This window comes from Ignavibacteriota bacterium (assembly GCA_013285405.1).
Taxonomy (GTDB): Bacteria; Bacteroidota; Ignavibacteria; order Ignavibacteriales; family Ignavibacteriaceae; genus IGN2.
Genome location: CP053446.1, coordinates 324,498 through 340,071 on the forward strand (window position 1 = coordinate 324,498; position 15,574 = coordinate 340,071).

Consider the following 15,574-nt stretch of genomic DNA (forward strand, 5'->3'; position numbering starts at 1 on the left):
CCCTAAAAGATTTTAGTAATGATATTAAATAATGATTCTACTCCGAAACCATAATCATTAGCACGATATCTCAATGTTGAAATTAAATCTATTGAATACATTACACCGATATGAGTAATAATACAATAATAAATAGAATTTGTCCGGAACGCCAGTATCCCCAATGCAATACCGCCGGCAATTGCACCAAATGTTTCAGGAATCGGTTTTCCATTATGTAAAATTACAAAAGGAATCATTTGAATCAGCACAGAGTAATAACCAAATTTTTCTTTTAATCCGAAAAGCATAAAACCACGCCAGATAAATTCCCAACTAATCATATACAATAGCATTCCGGCTTCATAAATATAAAATTCTTTCCAACTATTTTTTGTCGATTGAAGATGTGGATATTTATCTGCAAAATCCGGAGCTGCTGAAATGAACCAAATAATCATAATCATAACGACAAGAAATATCGCTGAAAACTGTAATCCTGCTTTGTAATCACCAATCCGCAAACCATACTCTTGAATTTCTTCTTTAAGAACAAATTTTATAATCAGAATTGAAAGAAGAAACAACGTTATAAAATCAGATACAAACCAGTAAAGATATTCGTACAGATAAACATTTGGATCATTTTGATAGAGCGGGAAAAAATTAAATCTGAAAAAATTTCTTGAAGCATAGTACCATGAGATAGTTTGTATGAAAGCAACTGATAGAAAAATTACAATAACTTTTCTATCCATCTTACGAATGATTTCGACAAGCTGGTTGATTTCACTTTTAAAGTCAGAAACTCTCAATTCTATATCCAATTAGAATAAAATGTGCTGGAGGTAAATATAAGTCTCATTTGTTATAAATCACATAAAAGTTATCAGTATTGCAGAAATCTAAACTTTTACACCTTGACAAAAATTGATCAGAACGTTATTTTAGCACTCTCTTTTTCAGAGTGCTAATAAATTTAAAATAATAAATAAGGAGTAAAAAATGAGTAAACTAAAACTCAATCCACTTGCTGACAGAGTTGTTGTTAAACCAGCCGAAGCAGAAGAAAAAACCAGAGGAGGTATAATCCTTCCTGATACAGCCAAAGAAAAACCAGTTGAAGGAACTGTTGTTGCATCAGGTCCGGGGAAAGTTGCAGATAGTGGTGAGCTGGTTAAAATGTCAGTCAAAGTTGGAGATAAAGTTCTTTATGGAAAGTACAGTGGAACTGAAGTTACGATAGATGGCGAGGAATATCTCATCATGCGTGAGAGTGATATCTTCGCAATAGTTCCTTAATTAATAAGAAATTTGAAAACAAAAAAGGATAAATAACTATGGCAAAATTAATTGAATATAACACTGATGCAAGAAGCGGATTGAAAGCTGGTGTCGATAAACTGGCAGACGCTGTAAAAGTTACACTCGGTCCCAAAGGTCGTAATGTAATTCTTGAAAAGAAATTCGGAGCACCAACTGTAACTAAAGATGGTGTTACTGTAGCAAAAGAAATTGAACTTGAAAACAATATTGAAAATATGGGTGCACAGATGGTTCGAGAAGTTGCATCCAAAACAAGCGATGTTGCTGGCGATGGAACGACAACAGCAACTGTTTTGGCTCAAGCAATTTATAGAGAAGGTTTGAAAAACGTAACCGCTGGCGCAAATCCAATGGATTTGAAAAGAGGAATTGATGTTGCGGTTAATAAAGTTGTTGAGTATTTGAAATCAATCAGTAAAGATGTTGAAGGTAGAAATGAAATTGCACAGGTTGGAGCAATTTCTGCGAATAACGACAAATCAATTGGTGATCTTATTGCTGATGCAATGGAAAAAGTTGGTAAAGATGGTGTCATTACTGTTGAAGAAGCAAAAGGAACTGACACCTCTTTAGAAGTTGTTGAAGGAATGCAATTTGATCGTGGATATCTATCTCCATACTTTGTAACAGATGCTGAATCAATGGAAGCAAAACTTGAAGATCCAATGATTCTCATTCACGATAAAAAAATATCAGCAATGAAAGATCTTCTTCCTGTGCTGGAAAAAGTCGCACAGCAAGGTAAAGCTTTACTTATAATCGCAGAGGATCTCGAAGGCGAAGCTCTGGCAACCTTGGTTGTAAATAAAATCCGTGGAACCCTAAAGGTAGCAGCTGTAAAAGCTCCCGGTTTTGGTGATAGAAGAAAAGCAATGCTTGAAGATATAGCAACATTAACTAATGGTACTGTTATCTCCGAAGAGAGAGGATTCAAATTAGAAAATGCTACCATATCTTATCTTGGTACTGCAAAGAAAGTAGTTATTGATAAAGATAACACAACTATCGTTGAGGGCGCTGGTAAAACAGATGACATCAAAAAAAGAATTAATGAAATAAAAGCACAAATTGATAAGACAACATCCGATTACGATAAAGAAAAACTTCAGGAAAGGTTAGCAAAACTATCCGGCGGAGTTGCAGTATTGAAAATTGGTGCTTCAACTGAAGTAGAAATGAAAGAGAAAAAATCTCGTGTTGAAGACGCTTTACACGCTACCCGTGCAGCAGTTGAAGAAGGAATAGTTGCCGGAGGCGGTGTTGCTTTAGTGAGAGCTATTAACGTTCTCGATAAAGTACAGGGTGAAAATATAGATCAGACCACCGGAGTGAAAATAATTCAGAAAGCTCTTGAGGAACCACTTAAGCAGATTGTAAACAACGCTGGCGTTGAAGGTTCAGTTGTATTACAGAAAGTTAAAGAAGGCAAAGATGATTTCGGATTTAATGCTCAAACTGAAAAGTATGAGAACCTGATTAAAGCTGGTGTTATTGATCCAACTAAAGTTACAAGAACCGCTTTAGAAAATGCTGCTTCAGTTTCATCATTATTAATTACCACTGAAGCCGTTATTTATGAAAAGAAAGAAAAAGAACCAGCAATGCCGCCAATGCCTCATGGTGGTGGTATGGGTGATATGTATTAATCCACGGATTCAATAATAAGTCCAACAAAGGCGGAAATTTTCCGCCTTTTGTTTTTTTTTAACATTTCTTGGTCTGAGTTTTGTTGAAATCCAATGCGTTTTGACAAGAATTTACAATAAATCATAAAAATAAAGACGATTTCTCATTAAATGCTCAGATTATCAAACCTCACTAAAAAATTTGGAAATTTTACTGCGGTAAATAATATCAACCTTGAAATTAATGCAGGTGACTTTTTCGGATTTTTAGGGCAAAATGGCGCCGGAAAAACTACAACTATTAAAATAATCACAGGTTTATATTCACCTACAAATGGAACGGTAAACATTGGTGGTTATGATATTCAGAAAAATCATCTTGAAGCAAAAAGATTGATTGGCTATATCCCAGATCAGCCTTTTCTTTATGAGAAATTGACCGGCAAGGAATATCTGTATTTCTGCGGCGGTCTTTATGATATTGACAAGATTAAGTTACGGATTAAAGTCGATGAGACAATTGATCTGTTGAAAATTGACGATTGGATTGACAAACGTACCGAGGAATATTCACAAGGTATGAAGCAAAGAATTGCAATTGCGTCTGCTCTGCTCAGTGACCCGCGATTACTTTTAGTTGATGAACCAATGATCGGTTTGGATCCTCAAAGTGCATTTATTGTAAAGAATGTATTGAAAGAAAAAGCAGCGGAGGGAGTAGCAGTCTTTATGTCCACTCACAGTTTGAATGTTGCAGAAGAGATCTGTTCAAGAATTGGAATTATTAAAGCTGGAAAAATGATTTTTGAAGATGAAAAGGATGAGGTTGAAAAAATTAAGGGCACAGATCATCAAAACCTCGAATCATTGTTTTTACATATGACAAAATAGATGCTCGCAGTGATTCACATAATCAAATTCAAGCTACGCGGTTTTCTGAATCAACAAAGTAAACTCAGCATCAATTCAATCTTTAAAAGTTTACTTGCTTCCGTTGTATATGTTGTGTTTGCCATCGGTACATTTTTCTTTACACAAAACATCATTGAATACTTAATGGAAGATGTAAAAATCGGGATGTATTTACTTCATCGGTTCATCTTCATCGTGCTTTTCATTTTTTTTATGACTGTTAACGTAGGAAATATTGTGGTTTCATATTCCACATTTTTCAAAAACAGAGAGGTTGCTTTTCTGTTAACAAAACCTGTTTCATTTGTAAAGATATTTCTGGTGAAATTTCTTGATAATTTCTTTTATAGCTCTTCTACTCTTTTGTTAATGGTCACCTCTGCATTGGCAGGTTATACATATTACTTCAAGCTCCCCTGGTATTTTATTCCGTTTTCTGTTATTGTGTTGATATTACCTTTTATGTTTTTAGCCGGAACTCTTGGTGCAATTTCACTTTTAATTATTATGCGTTTATCCGGAAAGTTTGGTGTCAGAAAAGTCCTGATAACTATTTCGGCTGTTTACGTTTCAGTGACAATTCTTTTTTATTTATTCAGCAGCCCGGTTCAACTTGTCACACAAATCTTCGAATATTTCCCGAACATTAATAACAATTTTGGGTTTCTTGAAAGCCCGGTTATAAAGTTTTTGCCAAATCATTGGGTCGCAGATGCACTTTACTGGATTTCATCCGGTAAGTATTTAGCAGCAGGTTGGTCAATATACTTACTGATTGTCTTTTCAATTTTGCTTTTCCTCTTTGCTCTATTTCTTTCTGGAAAATGGTTTTATAAGGCGTGGATGACATTCCTGAATTTTTCCAATCAACATTCAATTAAAAAAAAGAATCAGCACAATTCCTCGTTCTCTCTTGAAAAGAATTCCACACTGAAGCCAAAACATGAAGCGTTAATAAAAAGAGAAATACTTTTGTTCATAAGAGATCCGAGTCAATGGACGCATTTTCTAGTTATGACATTTCTAATTACGATTTTTATATTATCAATTTCGAACATTGATATATTGATATTGAATTCTTACAACGTATATCTAAAAACACTTATATATCTAATAATTTATCTGTTCGTTGTATTTCTAATCGCTTCATTGTCACTCAGGTTCATTTTTCCTCTGGTAAGCCTTGAAGGTGAAGCAGTCTGGAAAATAAGAAGCGCACCGTTGAATTATAAAAAACTTATGATGATAAGACTTACAATTTATTTTTCGGTTATTTTTATAATCGGACAAGTACTAAACTTTGTATCGAACTATCAATTTTCGATTGTTCTGGCAATTATCTCACAATTGAATACTGCATTTATCACGCTGACATTAGTCTCTTTTAATTTTGGGATGGGTGCGGCTTATGCAAACTATAAAGAAAAGAATCCCATACGGGTAGCTTCATCGCAGGGCGCTTCATTCACATTCTTATTCACATTGGTGTACCTGGTATTTTTAATCATAATATTATTTGCGCCGTTGACAAATTATTTTAATGCGTTGGATAAGCGAAGCTTTGCATCAGTTTCACAATTACTTTACACAACAGTCTTACTCGGAACAATTGCGTTCATAGTAACATATATCAGCATTGACAGAGGAATAAAAAATTTTACTTGTGATGTCTGATGGAGTAAGATTGAAAATTTTAAGTGATATCTATTTTATCAGTGGGTACAGATAATTTATCAACAATGCTGCTTTCATTAATAATCACGGCTCCGAGCTTATTTCCCGAGCAAGCAGCAGTATCAATATAAACTGTATCACTACCTTCATCATAAGTTATATCCTGAAAACGAGTATGACCTACGACCTGAAGTTTCCCAAGGTTTAACAACTTATCTCGTGTCCAAAGAATTCCGCGGTCTGTATTCAAGTCCTTTTCTATGATACTTATAAGTTTTTGTTTATCTGCGAGCGGATGTTTACCGAGTTTCCTCGTATAATAACTTGAGATACCGGCGTGACAAATGAAACAATCACTCAAATCAAGAATCAATGGTGCTTTAATAATGAAGTTAAGATGCTTGTTCATTTCCACAAATCGATTGCTATATGAATCGAGTGTGGTTTCAGAACCGTTAAATACCCAGGATCTTCCGAGCATACTTGATGGATGCTTTATGAAATAGTAAAACATGTAGTCGTGGTTGCCGGCTGTAAAAGTTATTTTATTTTTTTTAATAAATTCAACAACTTCATAGCTGAACTTTCCCCTATCAACAAGATCTCCAACAGCGCAAACAGGAATGTCAGGATATTTTGTTAATATCAAATCATACAATTTTCTTAATGTATGAAAACAACCGTGGATGTCCCCAATTACTGCTACCATACTTAGATATGTCTTGTTTCTCTTGCATAGTTTGTTAATTCATCGCGGAACTTCGGATGTGCTATCTTGATAAGTTCTCTTGCTCTTTCCTTTAAAGTTTTTCCAAACAGATGAGCAATTCCATATTCGGTTATTACATAATGAACATCGCCGCGTGATGTTACGACACCAGCACCAGGATTTAATTGCGGAACTATTCTGGAAACTTTTCCATCTTTTGTAATTGATGGTAATGCAATAACAGGTTTACCACCTTCAGAATGTGCGGCTCCTCTAATGAAATCAACCTGACCGCCGATACCGCTGAAAATTTTTGTACCGATTGAATCAGAACAAACCTGACCGGTTATATCTATTTCAATGGCTGAATTTATAGCCACCATTTTTTTATTCTGTGCGATGACAAACGGATCGTTTACATATTCCTGCGGATGAAATTCAATTATTGGGTTATTATTAATAAAATTGAAAACTTTTTTTGTTCCCAATACAAATCCTGCAATTATTTTACCCGGGTGAATACTCTTTGCTTCACCATTAATAATCCCTTCTTCAACAAGCCGAATAATTCCATCCGAAAACATTTCAGTATGGATACCAAGATTTTTCCTGGTATGCAAATATTTCATTACTGAATCAGGAATTGCACCAATGCCCATCTGTAAAGTTGAGCCATCCTCAATTAATTCGGCTGTGTTTTTTCCGATTGCATCGTATATCTGAAGCATCTCTTCAGTTGTATTTGGATCAACCTGAGGTAATTCCTGTATTGGTTCTGAATGTTCAACGATATGATGAATTTTATTGATATGTATGAAGCTATCACCAAGTGAACGAGGCATTTCAGGATTGATTTGAGCAATAACAATTTTAGCTCTTTCCGCAGCAGATTTAATCGTTCCAACATCTACTCCATAACTGCAGAATCCATGTTCATCCGGCGGTGAAACATTAAGCAATGCTATTTCAACAGGAATAATATTTCTTTTGAAAAGAAGGGGTACTTCTGATAAGAATATCGGTATAAATTCAGATCTACCTTCCTGAACAGATTTGCGAACGTTGGCTCCAACAAAAAATGCTTTGTGTTTAAAGTGCTTCTCCATTCCAGGATTAACGTACGGAAGTTCACCAACAATCAGAATATGATATATAGTAACATTTTCGAGTTCATCTTTCCGTCTTACCATCGCTCGAATAAGTTCTAACGGAACTGCGCATCCGGGCTGAACTACAATATTATCACCCGATTTAATTTTCTTTACTGCTTCATCTGACGAAGTTACTTTCCTACTATAAATATTGTAAAGATTAGCAGGTAAATTCTTTTTTCTTATTTCTTCAACTGTCAACATTGTTTCTAATTTCTTTCTCACCCTGATTAAATATAAACCGGGAATTCTCTCTTAGTTAGTTGAAAATATATGGAGTTTCTTATAAACCACTTCAAATGATTCAGCAATTGATTCATTTGTGCAATAACCATTATACGTACATACTCCTTTTGCCAAGCCATCATCACCCATTAAAGCATTTGTGAGACCATTATCCGCAATATCATGAACATAATCTAGAACAGAATTGTTAAGTCCATAACTAGCTGTTCTTGCAACCAGTGATGGCATATTCGGGACACAATAATGAATTACATTATGCAAAGTATAAACCGGATCTGAAATCGCCGTTATCCTGCTTGTTTCCACGCAACCACCTTGATCAATAGATACATCAACTATTACGGCACCTTTTTTCATTTCTTTGACCATTTGTTCAGTAACCAGATTTGGTGCTTTTTCTCCCTTAATCAGAACTGCACCAATTAGTACATCGGCAAATTTCACACCACGGGAAATGGTATAAGGATTTGCCATTACAGTAGTGATACCGCGATGAAACTCAGCTTCCATTTGTCTCAAACGTGACAAATCTTTGTCAATTACAATAACTTGCGCACCTCGCCCAAGTGCAGCTTTTGCGGCACTAAATCCTACAACTCCTGCACCCAAAATTACGACGGCAGCTGGAGCAACACCAGTAATTCCACCTAACAAAATTCCACGACCGCTTTTAGTAAAACTCTCAAGATAGCGTTCAGCAACTTGTATGGATAATGGACCTGCGATCTCGCTCATTGAATGAAGAATCGGCAATCGAGCATCTTTTTCTATAAGCTCAAATCCGATTGCAGTTATTTTTTTTGTGAGCAGTCTTTCTATATAATTTTTCTTCCCCATTGTAAGGAGCAGAAATGAAAATAAAATCTGATTATCAACCATTAATTCAGATTCTTCATCTGTAATTGGTGCAACTTTTAGCAGCATTTCAGATCGACCAAAAACTTCTTCTCTGTTATAAACTATTGTAGCTCCAACATCGCGATACTCCTGATCAGTAAAATGACTTGCGTCTCCAGCACCGCTCTGGATATATATTGTATGACCTGTTCTTTTAAGTGAATCAACTCCGGCTGGGGTAAGTGGAATTCGTTTTTCTTCCCAGCGAGTTTCGGTTGGTATCCCAATTCTCATTTGTTTATTTTTTTATTTCAAAGGTACCCATTCCAAAAAATACATGCAACCAATTACACTAATTTATAATTGAAAACAGGCGTAATCGGTGGTTTTCCCTTTATAACATTTATAATATTTTGTGCTGCAAGTTCCGAAATTCCATTCCTTGCTTCGTGTGTAGCACTGCCAAGATGCGGAATTATCAGGACATTGGAAAATTTGAGCAATTCAGGATTTATTTCAGGTTCATTTTCAAAAACATCAAGCCCGACGGCAAATAACTTATTCCGTTTTAACAATTTGATAAGTGCGCTTTCGTCAATTATTTCTCCACGTGTAGTATTGATTATTATTGATTTTTGTTTAAGCTGATTTAATTTAGCCTGATTTAAGAAATGAAAGGTTTTTTCGTTTAATGGCAAATGTAATGAGAGTATATCAGAATTCTTTAACAAAAATTTTAATTGAACCTTTTTAGCTCCCGTTTCTTTCTCAAGTATTAAATTTCTGTTATTATCAACATATATAATTTTAGTTCCGAAGGATTTAGCTCGTCTTGCAACCGCACTGCCAATTCGTCCTGCACCGATAATTCCAAATATTTTATCTTTTAATTCCATTCCGAGAAGCAACTCAGGTTTCCATCCTTTGTAATTACCTGACATTAACATCTTTTCACCTTCACTTAATCTTCTGGCACACGCAAGAATTAACGCCATTGTAAGATCAGCAGTTGAATCAGTAAGTACATCAGGAGTATTTGTAACGATAATTTTTTTCTTCTTTGCATAATCAATATCAATATTATTATACCCGACAGCATAGTTAGCAATTATCCTGCACTCAGGCATACTGTCAATAACTTCTTTATCAATTTTTTCGGTGAGAAGTGAAATCACACCTTCACAGTTTTTTACTTTTCTGAGAAGCAGCTCTCTGGGAATGGGTTCGTCACTTTTGTAATAATCAAACGGTATTTTATTTCGCTTTAAAAGTTTAAAAGCAATTTCAGGGATTTTCCGTGTGATGAATACTTTCATTAAATACTAAAGGGGTTATTATCCAAAAAGTAATTTGACAATAAATAAAGCTCCAAGAATTCCTGCCACATCCGCTATTAAGCCAACGGGCACGGCATGTCTTGTGGCTTTTATATTTACTGCACCAAAGTACAACGCCAAAACGTAGAAAGTAGTTTCAGTACTTCCATAAAAGGTTGATACTAAAATTCCGATGAATGAATCGGGGCCATAAACTGCGAGATTCTCAGACATAATTCCCAATGAACCACTTCCTGAAAGTGGTCGCATTAAAGCCATAGGTAATGCTTCAGCCGGCATACCAATTAAATTTGTCAACGGTGTAAGTATCGTTATCAAAACGTTCATAGCACCACCAGCACGAAAGATTCCAATTGCGATCAACATCGCAACCAGGTAAGGAATTATTTTCACAGCAATATTAAATCCTTCTTTTGCTCCTTCGACAAAACTTTCATATACTTTTACTTTTCTTATAAAACCATATAAGACAAAAGTTACAATGATCACAGGGATTGCAAGGTTTGAGATCAGTTGAATAATATTTTTGAATGAATCAGCCGAAATGAATGAAAATAACTTTCCTGCTTCATACAGTATTCCGGTCATTGATAAAATGATTACTGCAACAATAAATATCAAAACTGAAAATAAAAATTTCAGATTCTTCTTCATCCATAATCCAAAATTCCAGGACTTCAGATAAAATTTCTCAAATATTTTTGCTGCGGTCACTCCTGCAATTGTTGCACATAGTGCGCCGAATATTGTCGTGCCTATAATAATTGCGGGATTAGAACTTCCTGAAGCAGCACGTACAGCTATTGCAGTTGCCGGAATCAGAGTAAAGCCTGCTGTATTGATAGCAAGAAAAGTTACCATTGAGTTTGATGCCGTACCTTTATTTGGATTAATGCTTTCCATTTCTTCCATTGCCTTCAATCCAAATGGAGTAGCAGCATTTCCAAGACCCAGCATATTTGCAGAAATATTCATTATCATTGAACTCATCGCCGGATGTTCAGATGGAATTTCAGGAAATAATTTTTTTGTTATTGGTCTCATTGTATTGGCAATAATTTTAATTAAGCCCGCATCATCTGCAATCTTCATAATTCCAAGCCAGAGCGCCATAATTCCAATTAAACCAAGAGCGATGGTAACTGCTGTGCCTGCATAACTAATAACTGAGTTTGTAATTTCTTTCATCTTTATAAAAGAAATTGATTCAAAGACTATCTCAGCATTAAATAAATTTGGTGTGATTTGTTTTTTGATTATGACTGTTCCCGTGAGATCTTCCTTGTCACCAATTGATGCTGCCATTTCCTTCCATAACGCTGGAGACGATTCATTAATCTTTAATGAGATAAATCCCGAATTCGATTCCTTGCTAAAATTTATTTCTGCTGGAATATCTATATCAGAATTAATTTTTTCATTATAAAACTGATTGAAGTATGCTCTATCAACTTGAATCCGAACTGAATACTTCCCTGCTTTGATAGCATCAACTTCTTCAGAAAAATTTATGGTTGTTTTGAACGGTATTGAATTTCTAAATTTATCTGCGCTGCTATCAGAGATATCCGTGAAAATTGCTGTAACAAAACCCAGAAAAATTAAAGCAATCCAGATATAATTTAACACAAAGTTTCTCCGAAGGTTCTGATATTTTGGATAGTTTCAGATTTCGATATAAAAACAGACATTAAATCAAAATCCAATTTCGTCAAACGCAAGTAATTCCTCTGAATCAACGAGAAGTAATTTGCCTTTTGTTTGAGATTCTTTATCGGAGAGTAAAAGCTTACCAGAATATTTCTCTATAAAACTCTGCGATATACTTTTGATTGTTTTTTGTCCTTCCGCTTCACGTATCACACCGGTTACAACAATTGAAAACAATCTGTAAAGTGGGTCTTTTTTTTCAATCAAATCTTTACTTACGTTTTTGTCCTTTAAGATGGTAAACTTTGCTAAAGAATCGAATTTGATCGTGCGAAGAAGTTCTTCATTATCCAGATAGAAAAAAATATTTTTATTCTGATAGACAAAATTGGTTGCAAACTGCGCAAAATTTTCTTTCTGTAATGATACTGCAACAACTCCACCCTGAGAAGCACTGAGTTCCTTCTCAACTAAGGATAAGTCTCTTATAACTTTTATTTTTTTATTCATAATTTTTTACTGATCTGTGCTGAATAAATTAAACTTTGGATTCTTCTTTATACAATTTGAATGATTATCTGAAAAGATACAGTATGAACATTCATCCAAATTCGCAGTATATTCATTCATCCTGATTGATCGAATCATTTTTGTGATACCAGATTTCATTTCGTCATCAGATTGATTATCATATTCAAATTTGAACGGCTGTTCCGGATGTTTTGTGAAGATTACTCTGCATTCGATATTCTTTTTTTTATTAAAAAGCCTTGAAATAATATACGCATAAAATTTTAGTTGAGGTAAATACTTTTTAGCTTTCGATTGAATTTCGTCTGCATCGATGCTGTCAGTTTTAAAATCAACGATTAAGATTTTTTCATCATCAATTATTAGTTTATCAAGGATTCCAAACAGATAATAGTCTTCCTGCTTTAGATAAACTTCATATTCGTTATGAATATTCGGGAAGGAGTTTAGGAATTTATACTGAGATGATAAATAAAAATCTCTCAATTCAGTTTGTATATTCTTTACTAACGGTTCAGTAATTTCCTGATTAAAAATATTCCTGAACTTTTGATCAACAAAATAATCAAGCTGATCAATATTTATATTTTTTCTTAGAACGTAATGAATGAATTGACCTTTGACTCTTGAAAATTCTTCTCTTACAGTTTCATCATCAAATAGATATGAGTTTAATTCGCTTCTATTATAATCATCTGATTCTTTTGTGCCGAAAAAATTCTTCTGTATTGAGGAATGCCGGAACAACTCACCAAGTTTATAATTATAAATAAAATTGTACTTCAATGGACATTGTGAAAATGTTGAAAACCTTGTTGCTGATATAACTTCACCTTTTGAATTATCTGCAATTTTTGTGAGAATGATTTTTTTATCATCTGAATGATTTGAATTTGATTCGGATGCGTCTTCATAATTTTCAAGTGTTCTTGTTATTGGTATTTCAATTTTAATTGCTTCAGCTTTTGTAGAAAAACTTCCGTTATCTTTTTTAAGATAAGATAGTTCTCCTTCTAAGGTTATGAAATCCTGATTAAAATCCTGCCGTAAACCCTGGTTTATCAATGCTGCAAATGTTTGTTTACGAGTTGATTTTTCTTCATTCATCATTGAAATAAATAGAAAATCTTCTGCTCTGGTAAGAGCAACATAAAGCAGACGTTTTAGCTCTGCAATTTCTTTTTTAGATTCTATAAGATTATAAATTCCAGCTACAGGTGCCGATTGATACTCTCCGAAGAAATTATCACCGATGGGAACTTTTGTAAGTAATCCTAAATCTTTATCTGCAACAAATGATCTGGCTTTAACTTTATTCATCAATGATGATTCACTACAATTGAACAAGAACACTGCTTTAAATTCCAGCCCTTTAGCCTGATGGATGGTTAGAATATTCACACCATTGCTTCCAGCTTTCAACTGAGCCTGAGCTTCATCAATTATCCCTGAAATCGCTTCATTGAGAAATGTCACATAATCATAAAGAGTATTGAATTCGCTCGTAAAAAAATCGCTGGTTAATGAAATTAGCTTATTCAGGTTGGATAATTCCTGCTGACCATCAATACGGGATGAGAGAATCGATATAAAATCCGATTCACTTAAAATTTTACGAAGCAATAATGGGATACTCATTCTTTTTGCAAGTGATTTGTAGTTGCTAAGCAAATTATAAATTTTTAACCAGCTGCTATCACCAGAATTCGCAGTTGCTTCCAGCTTTTCCCAGTATGAACTGCCTTCAGCCAATGACAATTTAAATATTTCAGAATCAGAAACCATGAAAAACGGAGATCTTAAAATTCCCACTAATGCTGAATCATTTTTATCATTCATCAGGAATGAGAAATAATTATAAATATCACTTATACTCTGCTTTTGATAGAAGCCAGTACCGCCAATTACATTGAATGGGATTTGAAACTTAATGAACGACTTCTGCAATTCAACAAATGAGGAACGCTTACGAACCAACACAGCAATTTTGTTCCAGCTATTTAATCTATCACTATTCTCTCTTCTAAGTTTTAAAATTCGTTTGGCTACAAGTTCTGCTTCACTTTCATTTTCTTCATCGGAGATGATGAATTCAACAGTTCCCGGATATTTTTCATTACGTGCTGAGACAAGAGCAGATGCAGAGACTTCATTAAAAAATAAATTCGGATTCTTAAATAATTCACTGAATAGATAATTAATAAAAAAACACAAGTTAGGAGCCATCCTGAAACTGTCAGGAAGAGTTAAAGCGGATTCATCACCATCGACTTTTTGAATATCAGCTTTTGTTCTGGAAAATACCTGCAATTCAGCATCCCTGAATCTATAAATGCTTTGCTTTTCATCTCCAACAATAAAAAGATTGCCACTCTTTAGATCATCAACTACCGGTAAAAATATTTCATACTGAATTTCATTTGTGTCCTGATATTCATCTACTAACAAGTATTTATATTTTTTTGAAATTGATTGTCGTACAGACACATCATCAAATAATTTTTTAGTTTTCAACAGAATATCTTCAAAATCAAGATATCCGGATTCATTCTTCTTTCTTTCATATTCAGTATTAACATTCTGAAAAGTTCTTACAAGAGCGTAACTATAACGAGCGAGCACTTTATTTATTTCCTGATAATTATCAGATAATGCAATTTCATCCAGATCGTTGAAGAAATTTTCAATATCGTTTAATTCTTCTGTCAATTCATCTTTGATTTTTGCAGAAAGATAACCTTGTACACGAACTGTGCCTCCGGATGTTAAAACAATATCCTGAATCCGTTTTAAAGTTTTAATATTTTCTGCGGTGCTGTCATTTAACTTATACTCTCGCAGAATATTACTAACATCTGACGCCCGTTCATTATTTTTTTTGTTCTCAAGAACTAAACTATTTATATGAGCGATCTGATTTAAAATGACGGGGATTTTATCATTGAATAATATTTTAAAATTAGATCCAAATAATTCAGATAAACGATTTACTGTTTCAACTTCAGATACCGAATAAAAACTTTCCGTTAGAAACAATACTTTTTTTCGTTTTTTGATAAGCTCAGCAAGTTCAGCGACCAGTTTAGATCTTGAACCTAAAAGTCGGATAAGTTCTTTCGCATCGGATATGGGATTGTCATCTCTCAACAAATCATTAAGTGTATGTTCAATTGAGAGATCGATCAGTTCAGAAGCTTTCTGTTCATTGATCGGGATAAAGTTTGCATCAATTGATGCTTCTACCGGATATTCTCTTAATAAATCCGTACAAAATGAATGTATCGTAGAGATTTTAGCCGATACAATTTGTTTTCTTAATCTGTCAATCTTTTCAGCTTGTGATTTATCACTGATTACCAAAGAAGCTTTATACAGTTCATCTGAAATTCTTTTAAAAAGTTCACCGGCAGCTTTTTCAGTAAAAGTAATTGCAGCGATCTGGTTAAGTTGTGTATCTGTTGCAAGGAGGATTTCTATAAAACGCTGAGAGAGGACAAAAGTTTTCCCGGATCCGGCATTTGCAGTCAGAGATACTGAACGATCAATATTAAGTGCTTTACTCTGATGTGGAGTTAAATTGTTCATTTCAAGATGCTT

12 protein-coding genes are annotated in these 15,574 nt (G+C 34.3%); 4 read left to right on the forward strand and 8 right to left on the reverse strand.

Going from position 1 to position 15,574, the window contains the following annotated elements:
* Positions 1–2: 2 nt before the first annotated feature.
* Entirely contained in the window at positions 3–794 is a 792-nt protein-coding gene (locus HND39_01465) for a CPBP family intramembrane metalloprotease (GenBank protein ID QKJ95037.1), read from the reverse strand.
* Positions 795–984: 190 nt separating this feature from the next.
* On the opposite strand from HND39_01465, the gene groES reads away from it, so the two are divergent.
* From groES to HND39_01485, 4 genes are all read left to right on the forward strand, one after another.
* Positions 985–1,281 (forward strand): co-chaperone GroES, encoded by a 297-nt coding sequence (gene groES, locus HND39_01470; GenBank protein ID QKJ95038.1) that lies wholly within the window; start codon positions 985–987, stop codon positions 1,279–1,281.
* A 38-nt stretch (positions 1,282–1,319) separates the two neighbouring features.
* Positions 1,320–2,951, forward strand: a complete 1,632-nt coding sequence (groL, locus tag HND39_01475; protein ID QKJ95039.1) for a chaperonin GroEL — start codon at positions 1,320–1,322, stop codon at positions 2,949–2,951.
* A gap of 150 nt (positions 2,952–3,101) precedes the next feature.
* Positions 3,102–3,821 carry an ABC transporter ATP-binding protein gene (locus HND39_01480; protein QKJ95040.1) on the forward strand — a complete coding sequence of 240 codons (720 nt, stop codon included), beginning with the start codon at positions 3,102–3,104 and terminating at the stop codon, positions 3,819–3,821.
* Between the two features lie 9 nt (positions 3,822–3,830).
* Positions 3,831–5,516, forward strand: a complete 1,686-nt coding sequence (locus tag HND39_01485) for a hypothetical protein (protein ID QKJ95041.1) — start codon at positions 3,831–3,833, stop codon at positions 5,514–5,516.
* Between the two features lie 19 nt (positions 5,517–5,535).
* Here the strand turns inward: HND39_01485 and HND39_01490 are convergent, their stop codons facing one another.
* The 7 genes from HND39_01490 to HND39_01520 all read right to left on the reverse strand — a co-directional run bounded on the left by HND39_01490 (position 5,536) and on the right by HND39_01520 (position 15,562).
* A complete protein-coding gene (locus tag HND39_01490; GenBank protein ID QKJ95042.1) occupies positions 5,536–6,225 on the reverse strand; it encodes a diadenosine tetraphosphatase in 690 nt (229 codons plus the stop codon).
* A gap of 2 nt (positions 6,226–6,227) precedes the next feature.
* Positions 6,228–7,580 (reverse strand): acetyl-CoA hydrolase/transferase family protein, encoded by a 1,353-nt coding sequence (locus tag HND39_01495; GenBank protein QKJ97841.1) that lies wholly within the window; start codon positions 7,578–7,580, stop codon positions 6,228–6,230.
* 51 nt (positions 7,581–7,631) lie between these two features.
* Positions 7,632–8,753 carry an alanine dehydrogenase gene (locus HND39_01500; GenBank protein QKJ95043.1) on the reverse strand — a complete coding sequence of 374 codons (1,122 nt, stop codon included), beginning with the start codon at positions 8,751–8,753 and terminating at the stop codon, positions 7,632–7,634.
* Between the two features lie 53 nt (positions 8,754–8,806).
* The gene (locus HND39_01505; protein ID QKJ95044.1) at positions 8,807–9,775 is read right to left on the reverse strand and encodes a D-glycerate dehydrogenase; all 969 of its coding nucleotides are present in this window, start codon (positions 9,773–9,775) and stop codon (positions 8,807–8,809) included.
* 18 nt (positions 9,776–9,793) lie between these two features.
* Complete coding sequence (locus HND39_01510; GenBank protein QKJ97842.1) at positions 9,794–10,984, reverse strand: spore maturation protein; 1,191 nt, start codon at positions 10,982–10,984, stop codon at positions 9,794–9,796.
* A 507-nt stretch (positions 10,985–11,491) separates the two neighbouring features.
* Positions 11,492–11,956, reverse strand: coding sequence for a hypothetical protein (locus HND39_01515; GenBank protein ID QKJ95045.1), 465 nt, complete (start codon positions 11,954–11,956; stop codon positions 11,492–11,494).
* A gap of 6 nt (positions 11,957–11,962) precedes the next feature.
* Entirely contained in the window at positions 11,963–15,562 is a 3,600-nt protein-coding gene (locus tag HND39_01520) for a UvrD-helicase domain-containing protein (GenBank protein ID QKJ95046.1), read from the reverse strand.
* Between the last annotated feature and the right edge of the window lie 12 nt (positions 15,563–15,574).

What these genes read in the sequence shown, in the direction of transcription:
- HND39_01515 (QKJ95045.1), bottom strand. Translation starts at nt 11,956, where the DNA reads ATGAATAAAAAAATAAAAGTTATAAGAGACTTATCCTTAGTTGAGAAG.
- HND39_01480 (QKJ95040.1), top strand. Translation starts at nt 3,102, where the DNA reads ATGCTCAGATTATCAAACCTCACTAAAAAATTTGGAAATTTTACTGCG.
- groES (QKJ95038.1), top strand. Translation starts at nt 985, where the DNA reads ATGAGTAAACTAAAACTCAATCCACTTGCTGACAGAGTTGTTGTTAAA.
- HND39_01495 (QKJ97841.1), bottom strand. Translation starts at nt 7,580, where the DNA reads ATGTTGACAGTTGAAGAAATAAGAAAAAAGAATTTACCTGCTAATCTT.
- HND39_01500 (QKJ95043.1), bottom strand. Translation starts at nt 8,753, where the DNA reads ATGAGAATTGGGATACCAACCGAAACTCGCTGGGAAGAAAAACGAATT.
- groL (QKJ95039.1), top strand. Translation starts at nt 1,320, where the DNA reads ATGGCAAAATTAATTGAATATAACACTGATGCAAGAAGCGGATTGAAA.
- HND39_01520 (QKJ95046.1), bottom strand. Translation starts at nt 15,562, where the DNA reads ATGAACAATTTAACTCCACATCAGAGTAAAGCACTTAATATTGATCGT.
- HND39_01505 (QKJ95044.1), bottom strand. Translation starts at nt 9,775, where the DNA reads ATGAAAGTATTCATCACACGGAAAATCCCTGAAATTGCTTTTAAACTT.
- HND39_01490 (QKJ95042.1), bottom strand. Translation starts at nt 6,225, where the DNA reads ATGGTAGCAGTAATTGGGGACATCCACGGTTGTTTTCATACATTAAGA.
- HND39_01510 (QKJ97842.1), bottom strand. Translation starts at nt 10,984, where the DNA reads ATGAAAGAAATTACAAACTCAGTTATTAGTTATGCAGGCACAGCAGTT.